This is a genomic window from Hymenobacter segetis, assembly GCF_054776495.1.
On sequence record NZ_BAAHBV010000002.1, the window covers coordinates 695,832 to 713,090 of the forward strand.

General features: G+C 61.8%; 18 protein-coding genes. 8 read left to right on the forward strand and 10 right to left on the reverse strand.

Annotated elements, in window-relative coordinates; genetic code table 11:
* Nucleotides 1-13: 13 nt before the first annotated feature.
* Nucleotides 14-1,480, reverse strand: coding sequence for an aldehyde dehydrogenase family protein (locus ACYU70_RS13420; RefSeq protein ID WP_342298085.1), 1,467 nt, complete (start codon nt 1,478-1,480; stop codon nt 14-16).
* A gap of 305 nt (nt 1,481-1,785) precedes the next feature.
* Between ACYU70_RS13420 and ACYU70_RS13425 the strand changes: the two genes are divergently transcribed.
* Nucleotides 1,786-2,931: a phosphatase PAP2 family protein gene (locus ACYU70_RS13425; protein ID WP_342298087.1), complete on the forward strand. Its 1,146-nt coding sequence runs from the start codon at nt 1,786-1,788 to the stop codon at nt 2,929-2,931.
* Nucleotides 2,932-3,011: 80 nt separating this feature from the next.
* Nucleotides 3,012-3,494, forward strand: a complete 483-nt coding sequence (locus ACYU70_RS13430; protein WP_342298089.1) for a DinB family protein — start codon at nt 3,012-3,014, stop codon at nt 3,492-3,494.
* A 73-nt stretch (nt 3,495-3,567) separates the two neighbouring features.
* Here the strand turns inward: ACYU70_RS13430 and ACYU70_RS13435 are convergent, their stop codons facing one another.
* Nucleotides 3,568-4,233 (reverse strand): hypothetical protein, encoded by a 666-nt coding sequence (locus ACYU70_RS13435; RefSeq protein WP_342298091.1) that lies wholly within the window; start codon nt 4,231-4,233, stop codon nt 3,568-3,570.
* 192 nt (nt 4,234-4,425) lie between these two features.
* Between ACYU70_RS13435 and rluF the strand changes: the two genes are divergently transcribed.
* From rluF to ACYU70_RS13455, 4 genes are all read left to right on the forward strand, one after another.
* Nucleotides 4,426-5,517, forward strand: coding sequence for a 23S rRNA pseudouridine(2604) synthase RluF (gene rluF / locus ACYU70_RS13440; RefSeq protein ID WP_342298093.1), 1,092 nt, complete (start codon nt 4,426-4,428; stop codon nt 5,515-5,517).
* Nucleotides 5,518-5,562: 45 nt separating this feature from the next.
* Nucleotides 5,563-6,405 (forward strand): hypothetical protein, encoded by an 843-nt coding sequence (locus ACYU70_RS13445; protein ID WP_342298095.1) that lies wholly within the window; start codon nt 5,563-5,565, stop codon nt 6,403-6,405.
* Nucleotides 6,406-6,417: 12 nt separating this feature from the next.
* Nucleotides 6,418-7,392, forward strand: a complete 975-nt coding sequence (gene rlmF, locus ACYU70_RS13450; protein ID WP_342298096.1) for a 23S rRNA (adenine(1618)-N(6))-methyltransferase RlmF — start codon at nt 6,418-6,420, stop codon at nt 7,390-7,392.
* Nucleotides 7,393-7,508: 116 nt separating this feature from the next.
* The gene (locus ACYU70_RS13455) at nt 7,509-8,006 is read left to right on the forward strand and encodes a cold-shock protein (protein WP_342298098.1); all 498 of its coding nucleotides are present in this window, start codon (nt 7,509-7,511) and stop codon (nt 8,004-8,006) included.
* Nucleotides 8,007-8,092: 86 nt separating this feature from the next.
* Here ACYU70_RS13455 and ACYU70_RS13460 read toward each other — a convergent pair whose 3' ends face one another.
* The 7 genes from ACYU70_RS13460 to ACYU70_RS13490 all read right to left on the reverse strand — a co-directional run bounded on the left by ACYU70_RS13460 (nt 8,093) and on the right by ACYU70_RS13490 (nt 14,804).
* Complete coding sequence (locus ACYU70_RS13460) at nt 8,093-8,338, reverse strand: hypothetical protein (RefSeq protein WP_342298099.1); 246 nt, start codon at nt 8,336-8,338, stop codon at nt 8,093-8,095.
* A 51-nt stretch (nt 8,339-8,389) separates the two neighbouring features.
* Nucleotides 8,390-8,740: a hypothetical protein gene (locus tag ACYU70_RS13465; protein WP_342298101.1), complete on the reverse strand. Its 351-nt coding sequence runs from the start codon at nt 8,738-8,740 to the stop codon at nt 8,390-8,392.
* 111 nt (nt 8,741-8,851) lie between these two features.
* Nucleotides 8,852-9,985 carry a putative sensor domain DACNV-containing protein gene (locus ACYU70_RS13470; protein ID WP_342298103.1) on the reverse strand — a complete coding sequence of 378 codons (1,134 nt, stop codon included), beginning with the start codon at nt 9,983-9,985 and terminating at the stop codon, nt 8,852-8,854.
* A gap of 248 nt (nt 9,986-10,233) precedes the next feature.
* The gene (locus ACYU70_RS13475) at nt 10,234-10,461 is read right to left on the reverse strand and encodes a PID-CTERM protein-sorting domain-containing protein (RefSeq protein ID WP_342298105.1); all 228 of its coding nucleotides are present in this window, start codon (nt 10,459-10,461) and stop codon (nt 10,234-10,236) included.
* 58 nt (nt 10,462-10,519) lie between these two features.
* Nucleotides 10,520-13,141, reverse strand: a complete 2,622-nt coding sequence (locus ACYU70_RS13480; protein ID WP_342298107.1) for an ice-binding family protein — start codon at nt 13,139-13,141, stop codon at nt 10,520-10,522.
* 28 nt (nt 13,142-13,169) lie between these two features.
* A complete protein-coding gene (locus tag ACYU70_RS13485) occupies nt 13,170-13,646 on the reverse strand; it encodes a helix-turn-helix domain-containing protein (protein WP_342298109.1) in 477 nt (158 codons plus the stop codon).
* Nucleotides 13,647-14,267: 621 nt separating this feature from the next.
* On the reverse strand, nt 14,268-14,804 hold the full coding sequence (locus tag ACYU70_RS13490) for a YdeI/OmpD-associated family protein (RefSeq protein ID WP_342298111.1): 537 nt from the start codon (nt 14,802-14,804) through the stop codon (nt 14,268-14,270).
* Nucleotides 14,805-14,950: 146 nt separating this feature from the next.
* Here ACYU70_RS13490 and ACYU70_RS13495 point away from each other — a divergent pair, with 146 nt between their 5' ends.
* The gene (locus tag ACYU70_RS13495) at nt 14,951-15,463 is read left to right on the forward strand and encodes a nuclear transport factor 2 family protein (RefSeq protein ID WP_342298113.1); all 513 of its coding nucleotides are present in this window, start codon (nt 14,951-14,953) and stop codon (nt 15,461-15,463) included.
* Nucleotides 15,464-15,962: 499 nt separating this feature from the next.
* Entirely contained in the window at nt 15,963-16,325 is a 363-nt protein-coding gene (locus ACYU70_RS13500) for a DUF805 domain-containing protein (RefSeq protein ID WP_342298114.1), read from the forward strand.
* Between the two features lie 80 nt (nt 16,326-16,405).
* Here the strand turns inward: ACYU70_RS13500 and ACYU70_RS13505 are convergent, their stop codons facing one another.
* Complete coding sequence (locus ACYU70_RS13505) at nt 16,406-17,212, reverse strand: hypothetical protein (RefSeq protein ID WP_342298115.1); 807 nt, start codon at nt 17,210-17,212, stop codon at nt 16,406-16,408.
* Nucleotides 17,213-17,259 lie beyond the last annotated feature (47 nt).

A 17,259-nucleotide genomic window follows, 5' to 3' on the forward strand; every position in this document is an offset into this window, starting at 1 on the left:
GGCCAGATAACCGCTACAAGTACTTCACCAGCAGCGCCACCAGCTTCTGTACACGGTCGGTATAAGGCGGGTACATGGCCTTGATGCCGGTGAAGCCCACGCGCTGCCGCATCACGCCCTTCTCGTTGCTGAACGCCAGGAAGCCCGCGTGGCCGTGGGCCTTGCCGAGGCCGGAGTTGCCCACGCCGCCGGTGGGCAGCTCGGGGTGGGCGAAGTGCAGCACGGTTTCGTTCACGCCCGCGCCGCCGGCCGAAACGTTGTTGAGCAAGTAGCTGCGGTTTTCGGCATTGGTGCTGAACACGTATTGCGCCAGCGGCTTGAGGCGGGCGTTGATGTAATCCGTCGTTTCGCTCAAGGTTTTGAAGGTGAGTACGGGCAGCAGCGGGCCGAAAATCTCCTCCTCCAGCACGCGGGCCGTGGCCGGCACGTTGGTCAGAATGGTGGGCTCGATGTAGTTCTGGGTTTCGTCCACGGTGCCGCCGGCGGCTACGGTAGCGCCTTTGGTCTGGGCATCTTCCAACAAGCCGGCGAGGCGGGCGAAGTGCTGCGCGTTCACGATGCGGGCCAGCGAATCGGACTGCTCGATACCCGCGCCATCGGGATTATAGGCCCGTTGGATGGCTGCCGTGAGTTCGGTGAGCAGCGCGGGCTGCACGCTTTCCTGCACCAGCAGGTAGTCGGGGGCCACGCAGGTCTGGCCGTTGTTGAGGAACTTACCCCACACGATTTTCTCGGCGGCATCGCGCAGGTCGGCAGTTTCGTCTACCACGGCGGGGTTTTTGCCGCCCAACTCTAGCGTGATACCTGACAGATGCTCGGCAGCGGCGCGCATCACAATCTTGCCCACTGCCGGGCTGCCGGTGAAGAAAATGTGGTCCCAAGGCAGCTTCAGCAGCTCAGTGGCGACTTCTTTGCCCCCTTCGAGCAGCAGTACTTCATCGGGCCGAAACAGGTCTTCGCACAGTTGGCGCAGCAGCGCGGAGGTGGCGGGCGTTTGCTCGGCGGGCTTGATGACCACGGCGTTGCCGGCCGCGATGGCCGAAATCAACGGCCCTACGGCCAGGTAAAACGGGTAGTTCCAGGGCGCGATGATGAGCACCACGCCCTTGGGCTCCACCTGCACCCAGGAGCGGGTGCCCAGCAGGGCCAGGCTCGCGCCCACTTTGCGCGGGGCCATCCACTTTTTGAGGTGGCTGCTGGTATGCTTGAGTTCGACCAAAGAGGTCCAGATTTCAGTTAAATCAGTTTCGGTCGCGGGCTTGCGGAAATCGGCGTAAAGGGCTTGCTGAATGTCGGTGCGGTGCGCGTGCAGCCAGCTGCTGAGCTTTTGCAGGCGGGCGCGGCGGGCCGCCACGCCTTCACTGCGCAGGACGGGCGTGCGCAGTCGCAGCGCATCGAACTGCGCCTGAAACTGGTTGCCCGGCTTCGCAGCGGCAGCTTGGCCTTCGCCACCATCATTCACTAAAACAGCAGGTTGCATAATAAGCGTCATTAGCTCTGCCGGCCTTCGCGACCAGCCTCGCAGAAAGATACGCGGCGTGCACAACATTTCCCGGAGCTGTGCGTCTGCACACTCGGCTGTGGCCCGCAGGTTCATCCAACATCAAGTAGGTGTTACCTTTGCAGCTTGCTATTTGGGCTCCGGCCCGCGTTTTTTCATCCTATACCACCCGCCGGGCCGGCGCTAAAACCGGCTCAGCCCGCTGATATTACTGGTACTTTTTTTTCGTGATTTCTCTTTATCCCCGTCGCACTTCGCGGCTGTTTGTTGCGCTTCTGGTTCCCTTGCTTGCTACTTCCACCGGCCTTACGCAGGCCCGGGAGCGGCGCGCCGAGAACCCTGACTCGCTCATTGCCAATACCCTGCCCGCCGACACGCTGGCTGTGGAAGCCCAGAAGCCCAAGCCGACCCGCCTGACGCCCCTGCCGATGGACTCGCTGCCGCACATCCACCCGCGCGACGCCAAAGGCCGCATCACCGACTATACCGTGGCCCCGGGCGTGACCTGGCACTACGACAAGCCCAAGCCCTTCGAGTGGGCCTACCACATTCCGCGCGATTTGGGCCAGTTTCCCGGCTTCGCATTCCGCAAGGAGAATAAGGAGACGCTGATTGAGCTGGCGGCGGGCTCGGTGGCGCTGTGGGTGGCCGACCAGGCAATCATCGACTGGAGCCAGGATTTCGGCAAATTCATCGGCCTGAAAGCCGCCAGCACCCAGAAAACCCTGATTCACATTCCGTTCAGTGTAGGCTCGGCCAACCTGCCCTTCGAGTTCAACGTGCCCGATAACCTCAACAGCACGTTTTACTTCCTCGGCGATGGCTGGACGCACCTCACCGTGGCCAGCAGCTTCTGGATTTACGGTGGCATCAAGAAAGACAACCGCGCCCTGCGCACCTCCAGCCAGCTCGGCGAGGCCATTTTCAGCACCGGCCTGGTGGTGCAAACCATGAAGCGCCTCACCGGCCGCCAAAGCCCCTACGTGGCCACCAAGGACCGCGGCGAGTGGCACCTGTTCCCGTCGTACAACACCTACCAGAACTTCGTCCCGAACTACGACGCCTTCCCCACCGGCCACCTGGCCACGGCCATGGCCACGGTCACGGTCATCGCCGAAAACTACCCCGAATACCACTTCATCCGTCCCGTGGGCTACGGCCTGATGGGCCTGCTGGGCTACTCCATGCTCAACAACGGCGTGCACTGGGCCAGCGACTACCCGGTGGGCATCGCGCTGGGCTATGCCTTCGCCAAAATTGCGGTGCGCAACGGCCGCACTCGCGTCGAACAGCCCGAGTCCACCGACCCGGCCGCCCACGGCACTGGCTTCCAGGTGCTGCCGCACCCCAAGCCGTGGTACCGCCGGGGCCTGTTTTCGCCCTACACCTACGGGCCGTTCACGGGGGCCAGCTGGTCGCTGCGCCTCTAAGTCGCGCAATCCTACCGAGGGCTTTTATCGTTGATTAGTTGACCCGGCACGGGCCGGAGGTATGTTCAATCCGCTATTCTATGCCTGATTTGCGCTCCGATTTCCCCAATCCGGACTTGGCCACCTGCCAGTCTGAGCTGACCCGGCAACTGGCCTTGCTGGGCCAGCACTGGCCCACATTTTCGGAGGCTGAATTGGTCGAATTGCCTGGCCCCGGCCGCTGGAGCCGCAAGGAAATTCTGGGACACCTCATCGACTCGGCTACGAATAACTACCGGCGCTTCGTGCTGGCACAGCTCGCCCCTCCCCCGTTGCGCCTCCAGCCCTACGACCAGGAGGCCTGGGTTCGCATCGGAACCTATCAGCACCGCTCGGCTGCCGAGTTGCTCACGCTCTGGACCGGCCTCAACCAGCAGATTCTGCACCTGCTGGCCCGCTTGCCCGAGGCCCTGCTCGACCACGAGTGCCTCACGCTCAACGCCAACCCCGTCACCCTGCACTGGCTCATTGCCGACTACGTGCTGCACCTGGAGCACCACGTCCGGCAGATTATTCATCATTAACCAAACACACAAAAAAGCCCGCTCCAAACTTGGAGCGGGCTTTTTTATGAATTGTCGGAATGACAGTTTAGGCTTATTTAAACAAGCCCTTTTTCACGGTGCGGTTGCCGTTTTCGTCAATTTTAATCTTCGTGCCGTCGGCGCGCTTGATTTTCACCGAGCCGTCGTCGTCACGCTTGATTTTAGCGCCGTTTTCGTATTTCACTTTGTGGTCGCCATCGTTCTGGTTTTCCATTTTCTTCACGCCCGAGCCTTGGCCCACGCTGCCGGTGCGGTGGACAGTGGTGGTCGTGGTGGTTACCGTGCCGGGGGCCAGCGAGTAAGGACCGTCGCCGTAGTTGGCGCGGTTGGCCGAATAGGTGTTGTAGTAAGCCGGGTTGTTCAGGTCGGTGCGAATGGCGTTATCGGCCTCGTCGTTAGCCTGGCGGATGGCGGCGTAACGGCCAGTGGTGTCCGTAGCGTACTGGGTTTGCAGCGCGTTGATTTTGCGGCCGCGGGTGTAGTAGGTGTGCTCAATGCGGCGCACCACCGTGGTGTCGGTCAGCTTGAGGTCTTCGGCCACGCGGGCAGCCATGCGGCGGGCGTCGTCGTAAGCGGCCATCGTGTCGACGGTGGTCGTAGTGGTTGTAGTCGTGGCTTCCGGCGTAGTCGTGGTAGTGGTTTCGACTTTCTTATCCTGCGAGCAGGAGGCGGTGGCCAGCGCGGCGGCGGCCATCAGGCCGAGCAATTTGAAATTCATGGAATCAAAAATTAAGGAATTAAAAACGGCCATGTAGCCATTTTTAGGGGCTGATACGGCGGCGCTTCGCCGGAAGTTGTGCCAGCCGGCACGGTGGGCGGCACTTTTGACGGGCGCAGGGTCCCGTTTTTCAGCGGCGTACCTTTGTCGGGGCGCTCGTGCGCCGCGTTTATTCTTTTTGATTTTTTGCCCATGCCTGCTGCCTCGTACACGCGCCTCAATAAATTCATCAGCGAAAGCGGTCTGTGCTCGCGCCGCGAGGCCGACCGCTACATCGCGCAGGGCGCGGTGCTGCTCAACGGCAAGCCCGCCCAGATTGGCGACCAGGTGGGCCCGCGCGACCGCGTGAGTGTGAACGGCCACAAGCTGGAGCCCAAGCAGGCCGAAGATGCCGTGTACCTGGCCTTTAACAAGCCGGTGGGCGTGACGAGCACCTCAGAGCCGGGCGTGCGCGGCAACATCGTAGACTACGTGAACCACGCCGCCCGCGTGTTCCCCATCGGGCGGCTTGATAAGGACTCGTCGGGCCTGATTTTCCTGACCAGCGATGGCGACATCGTGAACAAGATTCTGCGGGCCGGCAACCAGCACGAAAAGGAGTACGTGGTCACCGTCGACCGCATCCTCACCGACCGGATGCTGGACGAAATGGCCCACGGCATCCCCATGCTGGGCGTGGTCACCAAGCGTTGCGTCATCGTGAAAGAAACACCCTACATCTTCCGCATCACGCTGGTACAGGGGCTGAACCGTCAGATTCGGCGCATGGTGGAGCACTTCGGCTATGAAGTGACAAAGCTGGAGCGCGTCCGCATCATGAACATCAGCCTCAAAGGCCTGCCCGTGGGCGACTGGCGCGAGCTGACCCCGGAAGAAGTAGCCGGCATCATGAAAATGGTGTCCAAATCGAGCGGTACCGAAGAAGCATCCGGCGGCCGCAGCCGACCCAAAACGGCCAAAGCCGCGCCGCAAGACCAACCGATGAGCGAAGGCCGTCCCGCCCCGCGCCCCCGCAAGCCCGGTCCACCCACCATGTTCAACCCCTCGGGCACCGGCTGGTGGGGCCCGCGCCCCGAAAAGCCAGGCGCATCCGGCACCAAGCCCGGCCTGGGCGGCACCAAGCGCCCGGCCAAAGCCGGCCCGGGCGGTGGCGGCTCGCGCCCTAAAAGCGGCGGCGCAGGCGGCCCGGCCCGGCCCAAAACCGGCACGCTGGGCACGCGCCCGGCCGCCAGCGGCAAAGGCAAATCCGGCGGGGGCCGCAAAGGCCCGGCCCGGCCGCGCTAGTGCGGCAGCGGAATTATCACTCCCCGGTTTGCCGTTAGCCTTCGGATGAAGCATTTTTCCCTGCTACTCTGCCTCTGGCTGCCCGGCGTGGCCGCGTGGGCTGGCCCTGCGCCCCTGCCGCCGCTCGTCATTGCTGAGCAGTTTGTGGCCCCCGCCGGATGGCCCGCCATGAAAAGCTACCTCTGCTGCGAGGTGGCCGGCCAGGCCAAACGCCAGACCCTGGGCCAGCAGATTCCGCCCCGTGTGCAGCGCGCCTGCCAGCTGGTGCGGCAGGACTCGGCCACGGCCGTAGTGGCCGTGGAGCTGCGCGATTCGGTAAGCCGGCGCGATTTCTACCTGCACTTCCACCGCGAGGCCGAGGGCTGGAAGCTGAGCGCCATCCGCAACCTGGCCATGACGCACCTGGGGCCGCCCATGGTGGCGCTGCTCTCCGCTATGCCGCCCGCCGAAGTGGCCGACTACAACCGCAAGCACCCCGATGCCAGCCACGACTTCACCATCGGCAATCTGCGCCTCTGGACCAGCGCTGATGCCGACATTGCCGCCCACTTCTACCAGCACCGGGCAGCCTTTCAGGAAGTCCTGAGCCGGGTGCAGAGCGGCCGATTTTTCGACCCCACCATTGGTGCCGACGAAGCCACCGACGAGCAGGCCGCCAACGCCGACCCGGCCGTACACGCCCTGCTGCGACAGCTCTACCTGGGCCGTGTGACGCGGCGCGCCACCGCCTGCGGCAGTTGCCTGGAGTTTGTCATCGGCGGCAAAATCGACAGCACGGTGGGCCTGCTTTACCAGCCCGAGGCGGCCCTGCTGCCCGCCATGCAGCCCGATGGCCTCATCGTGCTCCGGCCGCTGGGCGACGGCTGGTACCTCTACAAAACGACGTAATTATTCCTATTAATGAAGCCCGACGCCACCCCTCCCCTCGCCGAAAAAGACCAGCTGCACCCGCGCAACCCGCACCGCGCGCCCTACGATTTCCCGCTGCTCAGCAAAGTCAGCCCGGAGCTGGCGGCCTTCGTGCGCCCCAACCCCCACGGCAGCCTGTCGATTGATTTCGCCAATCCCGCCGCCGTGAAGGCCCTGAATCGCGCCCTGTTGCGGCATTTCTACGGCATCGAGCACTGGGACATTCCGAAGGGCTACCTCTGCCCGCCTATCCCCGGCCGGGCCGACTACGTGCATTACCTGGCCGATTTGCTGGCCGAAAGCAACGGCGGCGTGCTGCCGCCCGGCGAAGAAATCACGGTACTGGACGTGGGCGTGGGAGCCAACTGCATCTACCCCATCATCGGCCGGCGCGAGTACGGCTGGCACTTCGTGGGCTCCGACATCGACGGCGTGGCCGTGCGCGCCGCCCAGCAGATTGAGGCCGCCAACCCCTCCCTGGCCGGGGCCATCGAGGCGCGCCTGCAACCGGCCCGCACCCGCATTTTCGACGGCCTCATCCAGGCCGGCGAGGTGTTCGATATGACGATGTGCAACCCGCCGTTTCACGCCTCGGCGGCGGCGGCGGCAGCCGGCTCACAGCGCAAAACGGCCGGCCTGGGCACCGGGCGCGGCCCCCGGCCAGTCCTGAATTTCGGCGGCCAGAACAACGAGCTGTGGTGCGAGGGCGGCGAAGCCGGCTTCATCCGGCGCATGGTGCAGGAGAGCGGCCGGCGGCCCCGGGCCTGCTACTGGTTCACCTCTTTGGTTTCTAAAAAAGAAACCCTGCCCGGCGTGTACCGCGCCCTGCAAACGGCCGGAGCTACCACCGTCCGCACCATCGAAATGGCCCAGGGCCAGAAGAAAAGCCGCCTTGTGGCCTGGACTTTCCTCTCGCCCGCGCAGCAGGATGCCTGGCGAAAAACCCGGTGGGCAGATTTGCAATAGCGTTACCTGCCCACGGCCTTTGTATATTGCGTATCTTCGTAACAACACACCTGTCCGTGCTCTTCTACTGCTCCAGAAGCAAGGGCCGGCCACAACAGATTTAGCAGCACAACACTATGGGTAGGTCTCAAGAGACATTTGGTAAGAAAGACAACGAGAAGAAGCGCGCGAAGAAGAAAACCGAGAAGGAGGAGCGCAAAGTTGAGCGGCAGGCCAACGCCAAAAGCGGAGCGGCCCTGGAAGAAATGTTTGCCTACGTGGACGAAAACGGCAACATCACCTCTACCCCACCCGACCCCACCAAGAAGCGTGTCATCAAGGACGAGGACATCCGCATCAGCATAGCCAAGCAGGAAGACCGCGAGCCGGAGGACACCATCCGCACCGGTTCGGTGACGTTCTTCAACGATTCGAAGGGCTACGGCTTCATCAAGGATTCGGTGACGCAGGAGAGCATTTTCGTGCACGCCAACGGCCTGGCCGGCGGCCCCATCTCGGAAGGCGACAAAGTGAACTTTGAAGTAGAAATGGGTGCCAAAGGGCCCAACGCCGTGCGCGTGAAAAAGGCCAGCGCTACGCCGCCGCCTGCCGCCGCCGCACCGGCCGCCGAGTAGCATATCGACTTCTACAGATACAGAAGAGCCCCGTTTCCAAAGCTATTGCAGCTTCGGAAACGGGGCTCTTCTATGAGCAATTAGTTTTAGGCGTTGCCGTCCAGCGCGGCCAGGTTTTCCTCGGCAGCGGCGGTGTCGGTGCTGGTGGCTTTGCCGTTGCGTTTCGCCAGCATGCCCAGGCCCACGGCAGCGAGCGCCGCGCCCGCTAACACCTTCTGGGTGGTGGTGAGCTTGCTTTTGCGCAGCTTTTTGAGCGATTTGGCGGCCCCACCGAGCAGGGTTTGCTTTTTGGCGGGCTTGTTTTTGGCGGCTTTGTCCTTGGTCTTTTTCATAGCGCGGGTTGGTTGAAGGTGACGCGGGAGCGGGCGGGCACTTGCCGCCGGCTATTCTTCGGAAAAATGCTGATGATGCCTAGAGGCTTTGCGGTGGTGGCTGGGCGCATTCGCTTCATTGAGCAGCGCTGGGGTGGCGTGCTCGTTGGGCGCGTCGTCGGTTTCGCGGGTGGCCAGGTAGACCAGGCCGGCAGCGGCCAGGACCAGACTGCCCACCACCTTCTGGCCGGTGCTGAGCCTGGAAATCTCCTTCGTCACCTTCCGAAACTTCTTGAGCGACAGAGCCACAGCATCCAGAATATCTTCCGAGGCCTTGTCCTTTTTCGAGTGCTTCTTTTTATCCTTGCCCATAAGAAGTTGCGGTAAAACGGTTTCCAGCAGGAATTGGAGGGGAAAAGCCATGGCGATAAACAGCAAGCGCAGAACCCGATGAAACCGGTGGCGCAGCTAGCTTAGGGTATTCGCAAGGAGCGGCCCGAAGGTTGCCGTTTTTTGAGTTGATTACACAGGTAATCACAACAGTAGCACATCAATTTTGTGCGCGTGCACCTGCTGCAAGTCGTCGGACCACGCGAAGACCGTGAAAAACCCATCGACCGACGCCACCAGGGCAATGGTATCGTGCTGGTCGTGCACAAACTGGGCGGCGGCCAGGTGGCGGGTGCCGCCGTTCTGAGCCGGGTGCAGGTTGCGCGGCTCGCTGCCCACCACTGGCTCGGTAAGCACCATGGTTTCGACGGGCGTGCTGGTTTTGGCCCGCGCCACCTTCGCCCCAAAGGCTAGCAGGGTGTACTCCTGGGTGATGACGGTAGCCCCATCCACGGCCGTGAAGCCGCCCACGATGCCGATGTTGCGCCGCAGCGCGGCCTGCCACTTGCGCTTCGACTGGCCCGGCCGCTGCACCGCCCGGATGCCGGTGTAGGCCGGAGCCACGGGGTAGTTCAGGGGCTGCACGATGGATTTTTGCCACTGCTCGGAGCCGGGCGGCACCACCAGCACCAGGCCGCCCCGGCCGTGGGCGCGCATGGCGGCGGCCAGCTCCAGCAGCACGTTGTCGGTTTCGCCGGTGTCGGGGGCGGGGAGGCTGCGGCCGGGCAGGAAGGCTTGCAGAGCCGCGCAGTCGTTGAGGCCGCCGTGCTCTTCGTCGATGAGCTGGAGGTGGTCGCCGCGCAGCACGGCCACGTTCACAAACTTGCCGAAGCCGCCGGCGCGGCGGTGCTTCACCACCAGCAGGCCGGGCTCCACCACTTCGAGCACGAAGCACAGCGGCGGCACCCGCGTGGCCGTGCCCCACACGTAGAGGCCGTCGGCATCGTGCCACACGCCGAGGTGCAGGCCGGGCTGCTCCACGGCGGGAGCCAGCTTCAGCAGGTTGGCGGGCGTGAGGCGGCGGCGCTGGCCAAACACCAGCGGCTGCCGGGCCTGCTCCAGCGGGAGCAACGCCAGCGAAATGCGGGGCGGGTGTCCCTCCTCCCGCCGCAGACTGGCCCAGAAGGCGGCGTCAATCACGGCTTCCACCCACTGTGCTTCGGGCGGGGCAGCAAGACGGGCTTCGTCCTCCATGCTGGCCGCCCGGTGCCGCGCAAAGTGGGCTTCAACCATGGGGGCGGCCATACGGGCCGTGAGGTAGGTGGGTTCGGAGAGCATGGGGCAAAGATGGGATAGATGGCGGGAAGCTATAACCCCAAAAAGGCCGAAGCGCTTATCGCCTCGGCCTTTTTAAATTTCTGCCGCAGGGCATTCCGTTATGAAGCTGTTCCGTCAACGGCTCCAGACACCTTCACCCAATGCGAAAGCGAATAGTAAAATGGCTTCCTTCGAATAACCAAATCGCCCAGCGGCGGTAGCGGCTAAAGCAAGCAGCGGTGCTATTCCGGAGGGCTGCGGGCAGCTATTTATTTGTTTGACGAGCGGGCCAGGCGGCGCGCCCGGAGTTGTTTGAGGCCGAAAGCAACCCCACCAGCCAGCAGCAGCGAAGCGCCACCGTCGATGGGCGTTTCGGTGGGCTGGACGGGGTCTGGCACCGGCGTGGGGCCGCCTGAGTTGGGCTGGGCCACTGCGGGCGAGCTGGTTAGCGCACAAAAAAACAGCAGGCTTGCCGCGGAAAAGAGAATGGATTTCATGAGCAGGAAGGCGTTAAGGATAATACCGGGCCGGCCCATAAAGGCCGACCCGAATCAGTTATTGAATCACTACGCGCTTGGCCAGCGTGGCCGCGCCAACCTGCAGGCGCAGGGTGTAGACGCCGGCGGCCAGGCCGTTGGCATCCACAGTCAGACTAGCGCCGGTGGGTGCCAGGACAGCATTCTGACGGCGTACTACCTGGCCCAAGGTGTTGAGCAGGTCGGCGTGCAGCTGCGTAGCACCGGCTACGGCCGGCACGAGAACCGTGAAGGCATTGTGGGCCGGGTTAGGGTAAAGCGTCACCTCGGCGGCCGTAAGCGCCGACGCGGTGGCCAGGGCGGTGCGGGCGGCAAAGTGCAGCGTGAAGCGGCCCGTCATCGTTGCGGCGGCCTGTGCGCTGGTCACACTAAACGAATAGGCCGGCTGCAAGCGCAGGTTCACGGTTTGGCCGGTGGTAGCATCGGTGAGCATGGCATCGAGGCTGGCCGGCAGGTTCCTGAGGGCAGCGGCGGCCAGCATATAGGTGCCGGCGGCGGGCACGCCCACAGACAGCGGCAGCACGGTGGCCGTGGTAAAGCTTGGGCGACCATCAATGGCCAGGGCTTCGCTGGTGGTGGCCACGCTGGTCAGGTTCAGGCCCGAGGGGTTGGGTAGCTTCTGGGCATCGTACTGGGTATCGAAGCCGGCGGTGGCGCTGGTTTCGGCGTAGGCGTAGAGGGGGTCGGCGGCACCGTTGGCGGCGCGCAGCTCCAGTTGCACCAGGGGCCGGGTGTCGGCCGTGGCGCGCTGGAAGGTGGTGTTGTTCAGCGTGGTCAGGCGCTGGCTATTGCGGAAGGTGAGTGAGCCGGTGGTCTGGCCGGCGCTCACGCGGGTAAAGAAGCCTTGGGCCACAGGCAGCACGGGGTTGCCACCTACGCCGTTGACATAGGCGCGATAGGCCCCGACGTACGGGCCGGTGCTGGCGTACACGTAAATGGCAGCATCGAGGCCGGTGCGGTCGGCGGGAGCCACCAGGCTGTAGTCGAGGGGCGCGGGATAGGGGTTGCCCATCAGCTGCCAGCCGGCATCGGCGGTGTTGGCCGAAGCGGCGGCGTTGCGGCTCAGGCTCAGGGCCTGAGTGCCCGTGGTGAGCGCACCCACGAAATCGACCAGCGCCGAGCCGTTGATGTTAACCGTGTAGCCAAGGCCAACGGCCAGCGGCGTAGCCAGGCTGGCGGGCACCACAAAGCCTTTGTCGAAAGCCGGCAGGTTGTTCGTAGTCGTCACCAAGCGGGTTTGGTCGTAGCCAAACACGGTGGGGAAAGGCGTGGTAGCGGCCGGCGAGGCAGCCGTGTTGTAGCTCTGGGTGAGCACCGGCGCGAAACCACTGGTTTGCAGGTCGGCCACGGTGCTGCCCGTAACCGGGGCGCTGTAGTGGCGGTAGCCCTGGCCCGGGTTGCTCGAGGCGATGTAGCGCTGCACGGTAGCCGTGCCGTTTACCGCACCGGTGCCGGTGTTGTCGACCAGCGCCGTGCCGGCGGCATCTGACAACAGCGTCAGCGTGCGGCCGTTGGTGGTGAGGTTGCCGCTGGCGGGGGCCAGCACGCCGTGGATACTCAACGGGCCGCTTTGGATTGCGCCGGAAGCATTGGTAATGGTGAGGCCCCAGAGCTGGGTGCTGCCGCTGCCGCCGAGGAGCTGCGTGGTGGTGCCGCTGAGGCTGGTGGTGCCCGCCGTGGCGCTGATGGTACCGCTGTTGCTCAGCGTAGACTTCACGTCGAGGGTGCCGCCGTTCATGGTCAGGCTAGCGCTGGTACCGATGGTGAGGCCGTTGGCCACGGCGTTGCCGGTGGCAATGATGGGGAAGGGCGAGCGGCCCGTGCCCACGATGGCATCGACCGTGCTAGTGGGCACGCCCGCCGACCAGTTGTTCGAATTGAACCAGTCGGTGTTGATGCCACCCAAAGCGGTGCCCAGCCACGAGGTGGCCGTGATGACCGGCACCACGGCCGCGTTGGGCAGGCTGGCGGTGTTGCTATCAATACTAATAGAGCCGCCGCGCGAGAGGCCGCGGCCAATCAGCGAAGCCCCCTGAATCATGTTGATGGCCCCATCCACCAGCAGGGTACCCCGCATCACGGAGTTCTGGCCCATCGTGACCAAGCCGCCAATCTGCCAGTACACGTTGGCGGGCGTAGCGCCGTTTTGGGTAAGCACCACGGAGTTGGCACCCGTGGTTAAGGCACCCGATACCCGGAGGAAGAACTTCGCGTTGGGGTCGCCACCGCCATCCAGAATCAGGGTACCGGCCAGCGTAGTAGCTCCGCCCACGCAGTACGAGCCGGGAGCCAAGGTCACGGCCGGCGTGCCGCCGTACACGGCCAGCGGCGTCACGCACGGAATGGTCGACATGTAGCCGTAGGCCGTCTGCACGTCCGTGGCGGCCTGCGTCGAATACGTATCGGCTACGTGGATGCTGCCGTTCACGACCACGCCCAGCGGGAAGCCGTTGAACGCGCCGGCATTGGTACCGATGTCGCCGTTGATGATGGTGGGGCCGTTGTTATCAACAGCCCCAACGGCCGTGAACAGGGCAAAGCTGGCGGCGGCTCCCAGGGCTGGGGCCACCTGCGCGGCACCGGCTTGCGGGAAAGCCAAAACAGCTACCGAGGTTAAAATAAACAGGAAATGTTGCTTCATAGGGGGTGGACATTGCGGGTGAATTAGTTCACGTTGCAAAGCTCACGCGCCGCACTTCCAGGGCATTTACACGATTACAGAAAACATTTACATCATTCACACTTTCAGGCTCTATGGTGAGCCTGCCGTCGAGAAGCTTAAACAACGAAGGCGTTAACCCCGTCACTTTCTTGAACTGGTTGGACAAGTGGGCGACACTACTATAGTTGAGTTGATAGGATATCTGGGTAAGGTTGAGCTCGCCCGCCAGGAGCAGCTCTTTTACCCGGTTAATCTTGAACTCAATGATATACTGCTCGATGGTGCTGCCCGTGTTTTCCGAAAACAGGTTGGCGAGGTAGGTGTAGTCGTAATCCAGCCGGCGGCTGAGGTAGTCGGAGTTTTTCGTTCTGGTGGTTTGGCCGGCCACCAGCACGAGGTCGGCCACGGCTTGTTTAATGCCGCTAATCAGCTGGGCCTTTTTGCGCTCCCGGTGGCTGAGGCCATCCGTGGCCCGGTTGCTCATGGGCTGGGCGAAGGGGTGCGACGCGGAGCCCGCGTCGCTTCTGTTTCCGGCTGCTGCGGCTTCGTATCGAAGCGGTTGGGCAGTGCCTGCTGTTGAACCTGTCATGTTGCGGCAATTACTTGCCAGTGTTACGGCATATAAATTCAACGATTGCGCATAAGCACCCGGCAGTTCCTGACAAGAACAACAGCTCGAATTAATTAGAACTATTCTAATAACATGAACGAACAATCTGAATCTAACTATCCAAACGGGGTTTATGCTTAAGAGTTCGTCAATTCCCAATTATGGAAAGCAGCTTTGAGCATTTATCACCTCACAAGCCAATAAACGCACAATTAAAAGTGCGGATTCTCAAAAAAAGAGTTGCAAATAACCTGTACTGTTGTTAAAACATCTCTTACCTGAGTCTTCCCGCACGGTCGAATAATGCAAGTCAGACAATTATAAATTTTCAAATACACCTCGCCATGACTTTGATTCAACAGAATCCCCTGCATACTCCCCCATCGTGGCTTGTATCCTTTCTACTGCGCTGAGCCAATACCTAGATAAGGATTCGCTGCCCACTTATTCCCGGTCGAAGTTCGCCCGCTTGCCTAGCGCGGCCATTCGCACGGCTTAGGCTACGCGGCGGGCACGGGTTTCGGGCTGTTTGGCACCTAGTACCCAGGTCAGAATCTGCTTGCGGGCCGAGGACGAGAAGGCGGCGAAGTGCCGGGCGGCAGTTTCATCAATAGCTAGGGCAGCGGCTAAATCTTCGGGGATGTGGCCGGCTTCGGCGGCATCCAGGCTTTCCCACGCGCCGTTTTGCTTGGCGCGGGCGATGGCGGCCAGCCCGGCGGGCATCAGCAGCTGGGCGGCTTCGAGGCGCTCCAGTCGCTCTTTGTTCACCTTGCTCCAGCCGCTGCGGGGCTTGCGCGGGGTGAAGAGCAGCTGCGTGCGCTCGGCGTCGAGCTTGCGGGGGTGCGAGTCAATCCAGCCGAAGCAGAGGGCTTCTTCCACGGCTTCGGGGTAGGTGACGCTGGGCTGGCCGCTGGCTTTTTTGAAGTAGACCAGCCAAACGCCGGGGGCGGTGGCGTGGTGCTTGGCTAGCCACTGCCGCCACTCGGCGCGGCTGGCGGGCTGGGCCTGGGCGTAGGTATCGGTGCGGGACATAGGAGGTGACTACGTTTAAATTTAGAAGCTGCGGTGGGATTGCAAGGCCGGGGTAGAGACGCATATTTGCGTCTCGCCGTTGGCTGGTTTTGTTCAACGACGAGACGCAAATATGCGTCTCTACATCTTTCCAACCGCTTTCATGTATGCGTAGCACCATTGCCACCCTCCTGCTGCTTTTCGCTCTTTCGGCCACTACCGCCCACGGCCAAAGCACGCCGCGCCAAACGGGGACAACCAGTCCGCCACCAGCGGCTGCTCCAAAGCCCCTTACCAAAGAGGAGCTATACCAAACGGTGGCCCGGCTGGACACGGAAATGTTCGCCGCCTTCAATGCCCACGACGTGAATAAGCTCATGGCCTACTTTGCCGATAACCTGGAGTTTTACCACGACAAAGGCGGCCTGGGCAACTTCGCCCAAACCAAGGAAGGCTTCACGCGCCTATTCACCCAAAGCCCCGACATCACCCGCACGCTGGTGGCGGGCACCCTGGAAGTGTACCCCGTGAAAAACTACGGGGCTATGCACATCGCCACGCAGCGGTTTTGCCACGTAGAAAACGGCCGCGAGGACTGCGGCAACTCCAAGTTCGTGATGGTGTGGCAGCAGCAGGCCGGCACCTGGAAAATCACCCGCGTCGTGAGCTACGACCACTGAGGAAAGGTTTGTTGTCCGGATGGAAGGTTTGTGGTCCGGAGCGAAGGTTTGTTGTCCGGGCCGAAGGTTTGTTGTCCTGAACGAAGGTTTGTGGTCCGGAAACGGTTGGCGGGCATCCGGAAGCGTTTGGCGAGGCTCCGGACGCCAAGGTTTGTGGTCCGGAAGCGTTTGGCGGGCGTCCGGAAACGGTTGGCGAGGGTCCGGAAGGAAAGGTTTGTGGTCGGGAAGCGGTTGGCGGGCATCCGGAAGCCGCTGGCGGGGCTGGGGAAGCGGTGGGCGACTGCGCTGTACGAAACTTATGCAGCAGAAACGTAGCGCTATCCATAGTAGCGGGGGGGTGGGCCTGCGCCATGGATGGAAGCTTGAATTTATTCCGTACTTTTCTCCGACATAGTGAAAGCTCTCTCGGCTTTTGCAGTGGTGGAGTCCAGAACCCACTTTAAAAAACGGGGCGTTACCGAAAAGCCTTACGAGTAGGAACTGCTACCCCAGATTGCAAATGGAATACTTTTTACAGGTTTTAAAAAAATATGCTGTATTCAGCGGCCGCGCTCGCAGAAAAGAATACTGGATGTTTGTATTGTTTAACCTCCTTTTCTCGATTGCGGCAGGAGTGGCCGATTACGTTTTGACTGGCACTGGTAGCGGCGCTATCTCTGGTCTGTACGCTATTGCGATGCTCATTCCCAGCTTGGCTGTAGGAGTCAGGAGGCTCCACGATGTAGGCAAAAGCGGCTGGTTCACGCTGATTCTTTTCGTGCCGCTGGTTGGCGTTATTTGGCTGCTGGTATTAGACTGCACCGAAGGCAATGCAGGCGAGAACGAATATGGTCCCGACCCGAAGGCGATGTTTGCTTATTAGTCACTAGGACATAATCCTCAAATAAAAAGAGGCTGAAGCTACCGTAGCTTCAGCCTCTTTTTATTTCTGCCGCAGGGCGGCTATTTCCTGATTCGAATCATCTTGCCGTGGCGGTAACGGTAGGTTCCGGGCGGTACCGAATGCAATGCGTACTGGCCGTCCTCAACAGCAGGCTCAACTACGATAAGCTGATTGCGCACCTTTATCGACTGCGATTGAACGACTTCGAAGGAATGCTCTTCGCGTTGGGTGTCGGTGGAATCAGTTTCATCATCGCCAGTGTAGCCACCTTCGTGGCTGGCGGTTCCTGCTTTGAGTAATAGTACCGGCTCTGCGGATACGTCGATAATGTTGATGCCCTCGTTGGAAATGGACCAATGATGCAGGCTCGTTTCGGAACTGAACTTCAGGAGCACCGCTGGTGGCCCGGTGGGTGCCAGTCGCACCGTGTCTAGGGTCACTGCGCTATTCCAGAGCCATTCCCCTACCAGTTCCAGCCGTGTTTCTATCCAGCCGTTGGGGCAGCTAGGCGACCGATAATAGAGGAGCGTGGGCTTGTGCCATTCAGCACTTATCAGAAAGCGCTGCTGCAAGGTGTCGACCATGATGTTGCCTATCGCAATTTCCTGCTGAAAATCCTCTTCGCTGATACACCGAAACTGCATTGGGCGCGCCTCTACGCTGCCTTGCGATGGCTCGCGTTGAATCGCCTGCTCGGCTTGTTCGTGGGTAGCAGGCGTGGCTGTTCGCGCAACAGAATCTTTCGTCTGCGGTGTCACCGGGGGTGCTACAGCCGTGTTGCGGGCTGGTTTTTCTTCCGTTTTCGGCTGGGTTCCGCAAGCAGTCAATAAGGCCAGTAGCAAAAGCGGTAATGTGTATCCTGGCATGAGCTACATAAAAAAAGAGCCTAAAGCTATGCAAGCTTCAGGCTCTT

What these genes read in the sequence shown, in the direction of transcription:
- ACYU70_RS13420 (WP_342298085.1), bottom strand. Translation starts at nt 1,480, where the DNA reads ATGCAACCTGCTGTTTTAGTGAATGATGGTGGCGAAGGCCAAGCTGCC.
- ACYU70_RS13430 (WP_342298089.1), top strand. Translation starts at nt 3,012, where the DNA reads ATGCCTGATTTGCGCTCCGATTTCCCCAATCCGGACTTGGCCACCTGC.
- ACYU70_RS13435 (WP_342298091.1), bottom strand. Translation starts at nt 4,233, where the DNA reads ATGAATTTCAAATTGCTCGGCCTGATGGCCGCCGCCGCGCTGGCCACC.
- rluF (WP_342298093.1), top strand. Translation starts at nt 4,426, where the DNA reads ATGCCTGCTGCCTCGTACACGCGCCTCAATAAATTCATCAGCGAAAGC.
- ACYU70_RS13445 (WP_342298095.1), top strand. Translation starts at nt 5,563, where the DNA reads ATGAAGCATTTTTCCCTGCTACTCTGCCTCTGGCTGCCCGGCGTGGCC.
- rlmF (WP_342298096.1), top strand. Translation starts at nt 6,418, where the DNA reads ATGAAGCCCGACGCCACCCCTCCCCTCGCCGAAAAAGACCAGCTGCAC.
- ACYU70_RS13455 (WP_342298098.1), top strand. Translation starts at nt 7,509, where the DNA reads ATGGGTAGGTCTCAAGAGACATTTGGTAAGAAAGACAACGAGAAGAAG.
- ACYU70_RS13460 (WP_342298099.1), bottom strand. Translation starts at nt 8,338, where the DNA reads ATGAAAAAGACCAAGGACAAAGCCGCCAAAAACAAGCCCGCCAAAAAG.
- ACYU70_RS13465 (WP_342298101.1), bottom strand. Translation starts at nt 8,740, where the DNA reads ATGGCTTTTCCCCTCCAATTCCTGCTGGAAACCGTTTTACCGCAACTT.
- ACYU70_RS13470 (WP_342298103.1), bottom strand. Translation starts at nt 9,985, where the DNA reads ATGCTCTCCGAACCCACCTACCTCACGGCCCGTATGGCCGCCCCCATG.
- ACYU70_RS13475 (WP_342298105.1), bottom strand. Translation starts at nt 10,461, where the DNA reads ATGAAATCCATTCTCTTTTCCGCGGCAAGCCTGCTGTTTTTTTGTGCG.
- ACYU70_RS13480 (WP_342298107.1), bottom strand. Translation starts at nt 13,141, where the DNA reads ATGAAGCAACATTTCCTGTTTATTTTAACCTCGGTAGCTGTTTTGGCT.
- ACYU70_RS13485 (WP_342298109.1), bottom strand. Translation starts at nt 13,646, where the DNA reads ATGAGCAACCGGGCCACGGATGGCCTCAGCCACCGGGAGCGCAAAAAG.
- ACYU70_RS13490 (WP_342298111.1), bottom strand. Translation starts at nt 14,804, where the DNA reads ATGTCCCGCACCGATACCTACGCCCAGGCCCAGCCCGCCAGCCGCGCC.
- ACYU70_RS13495 (WP_342298113.1), top strand. Translation starts at nt 14,951, where the DNA reads ATGCGTAGCACCATTGCCACCCTCCTGCTGCTTTTCGCTCTTTCGGCC.
- ACYU70_RS13500 (WP_342298114.1), top strand. Translation starts at nt 15,963, where the DNA reads ATGGAATACTTTTTACAGGTTTTAAAAAAATATGCTGTATTCAGCGGC.
- ACYU70_RS13505 (WP_342298115.1), bottom strand. Translation starts at nt 17,212, where the DNA reads ATGCCAGGATACACATTACCGCTTTTGCTACTGGCCTTATTGACTGCT.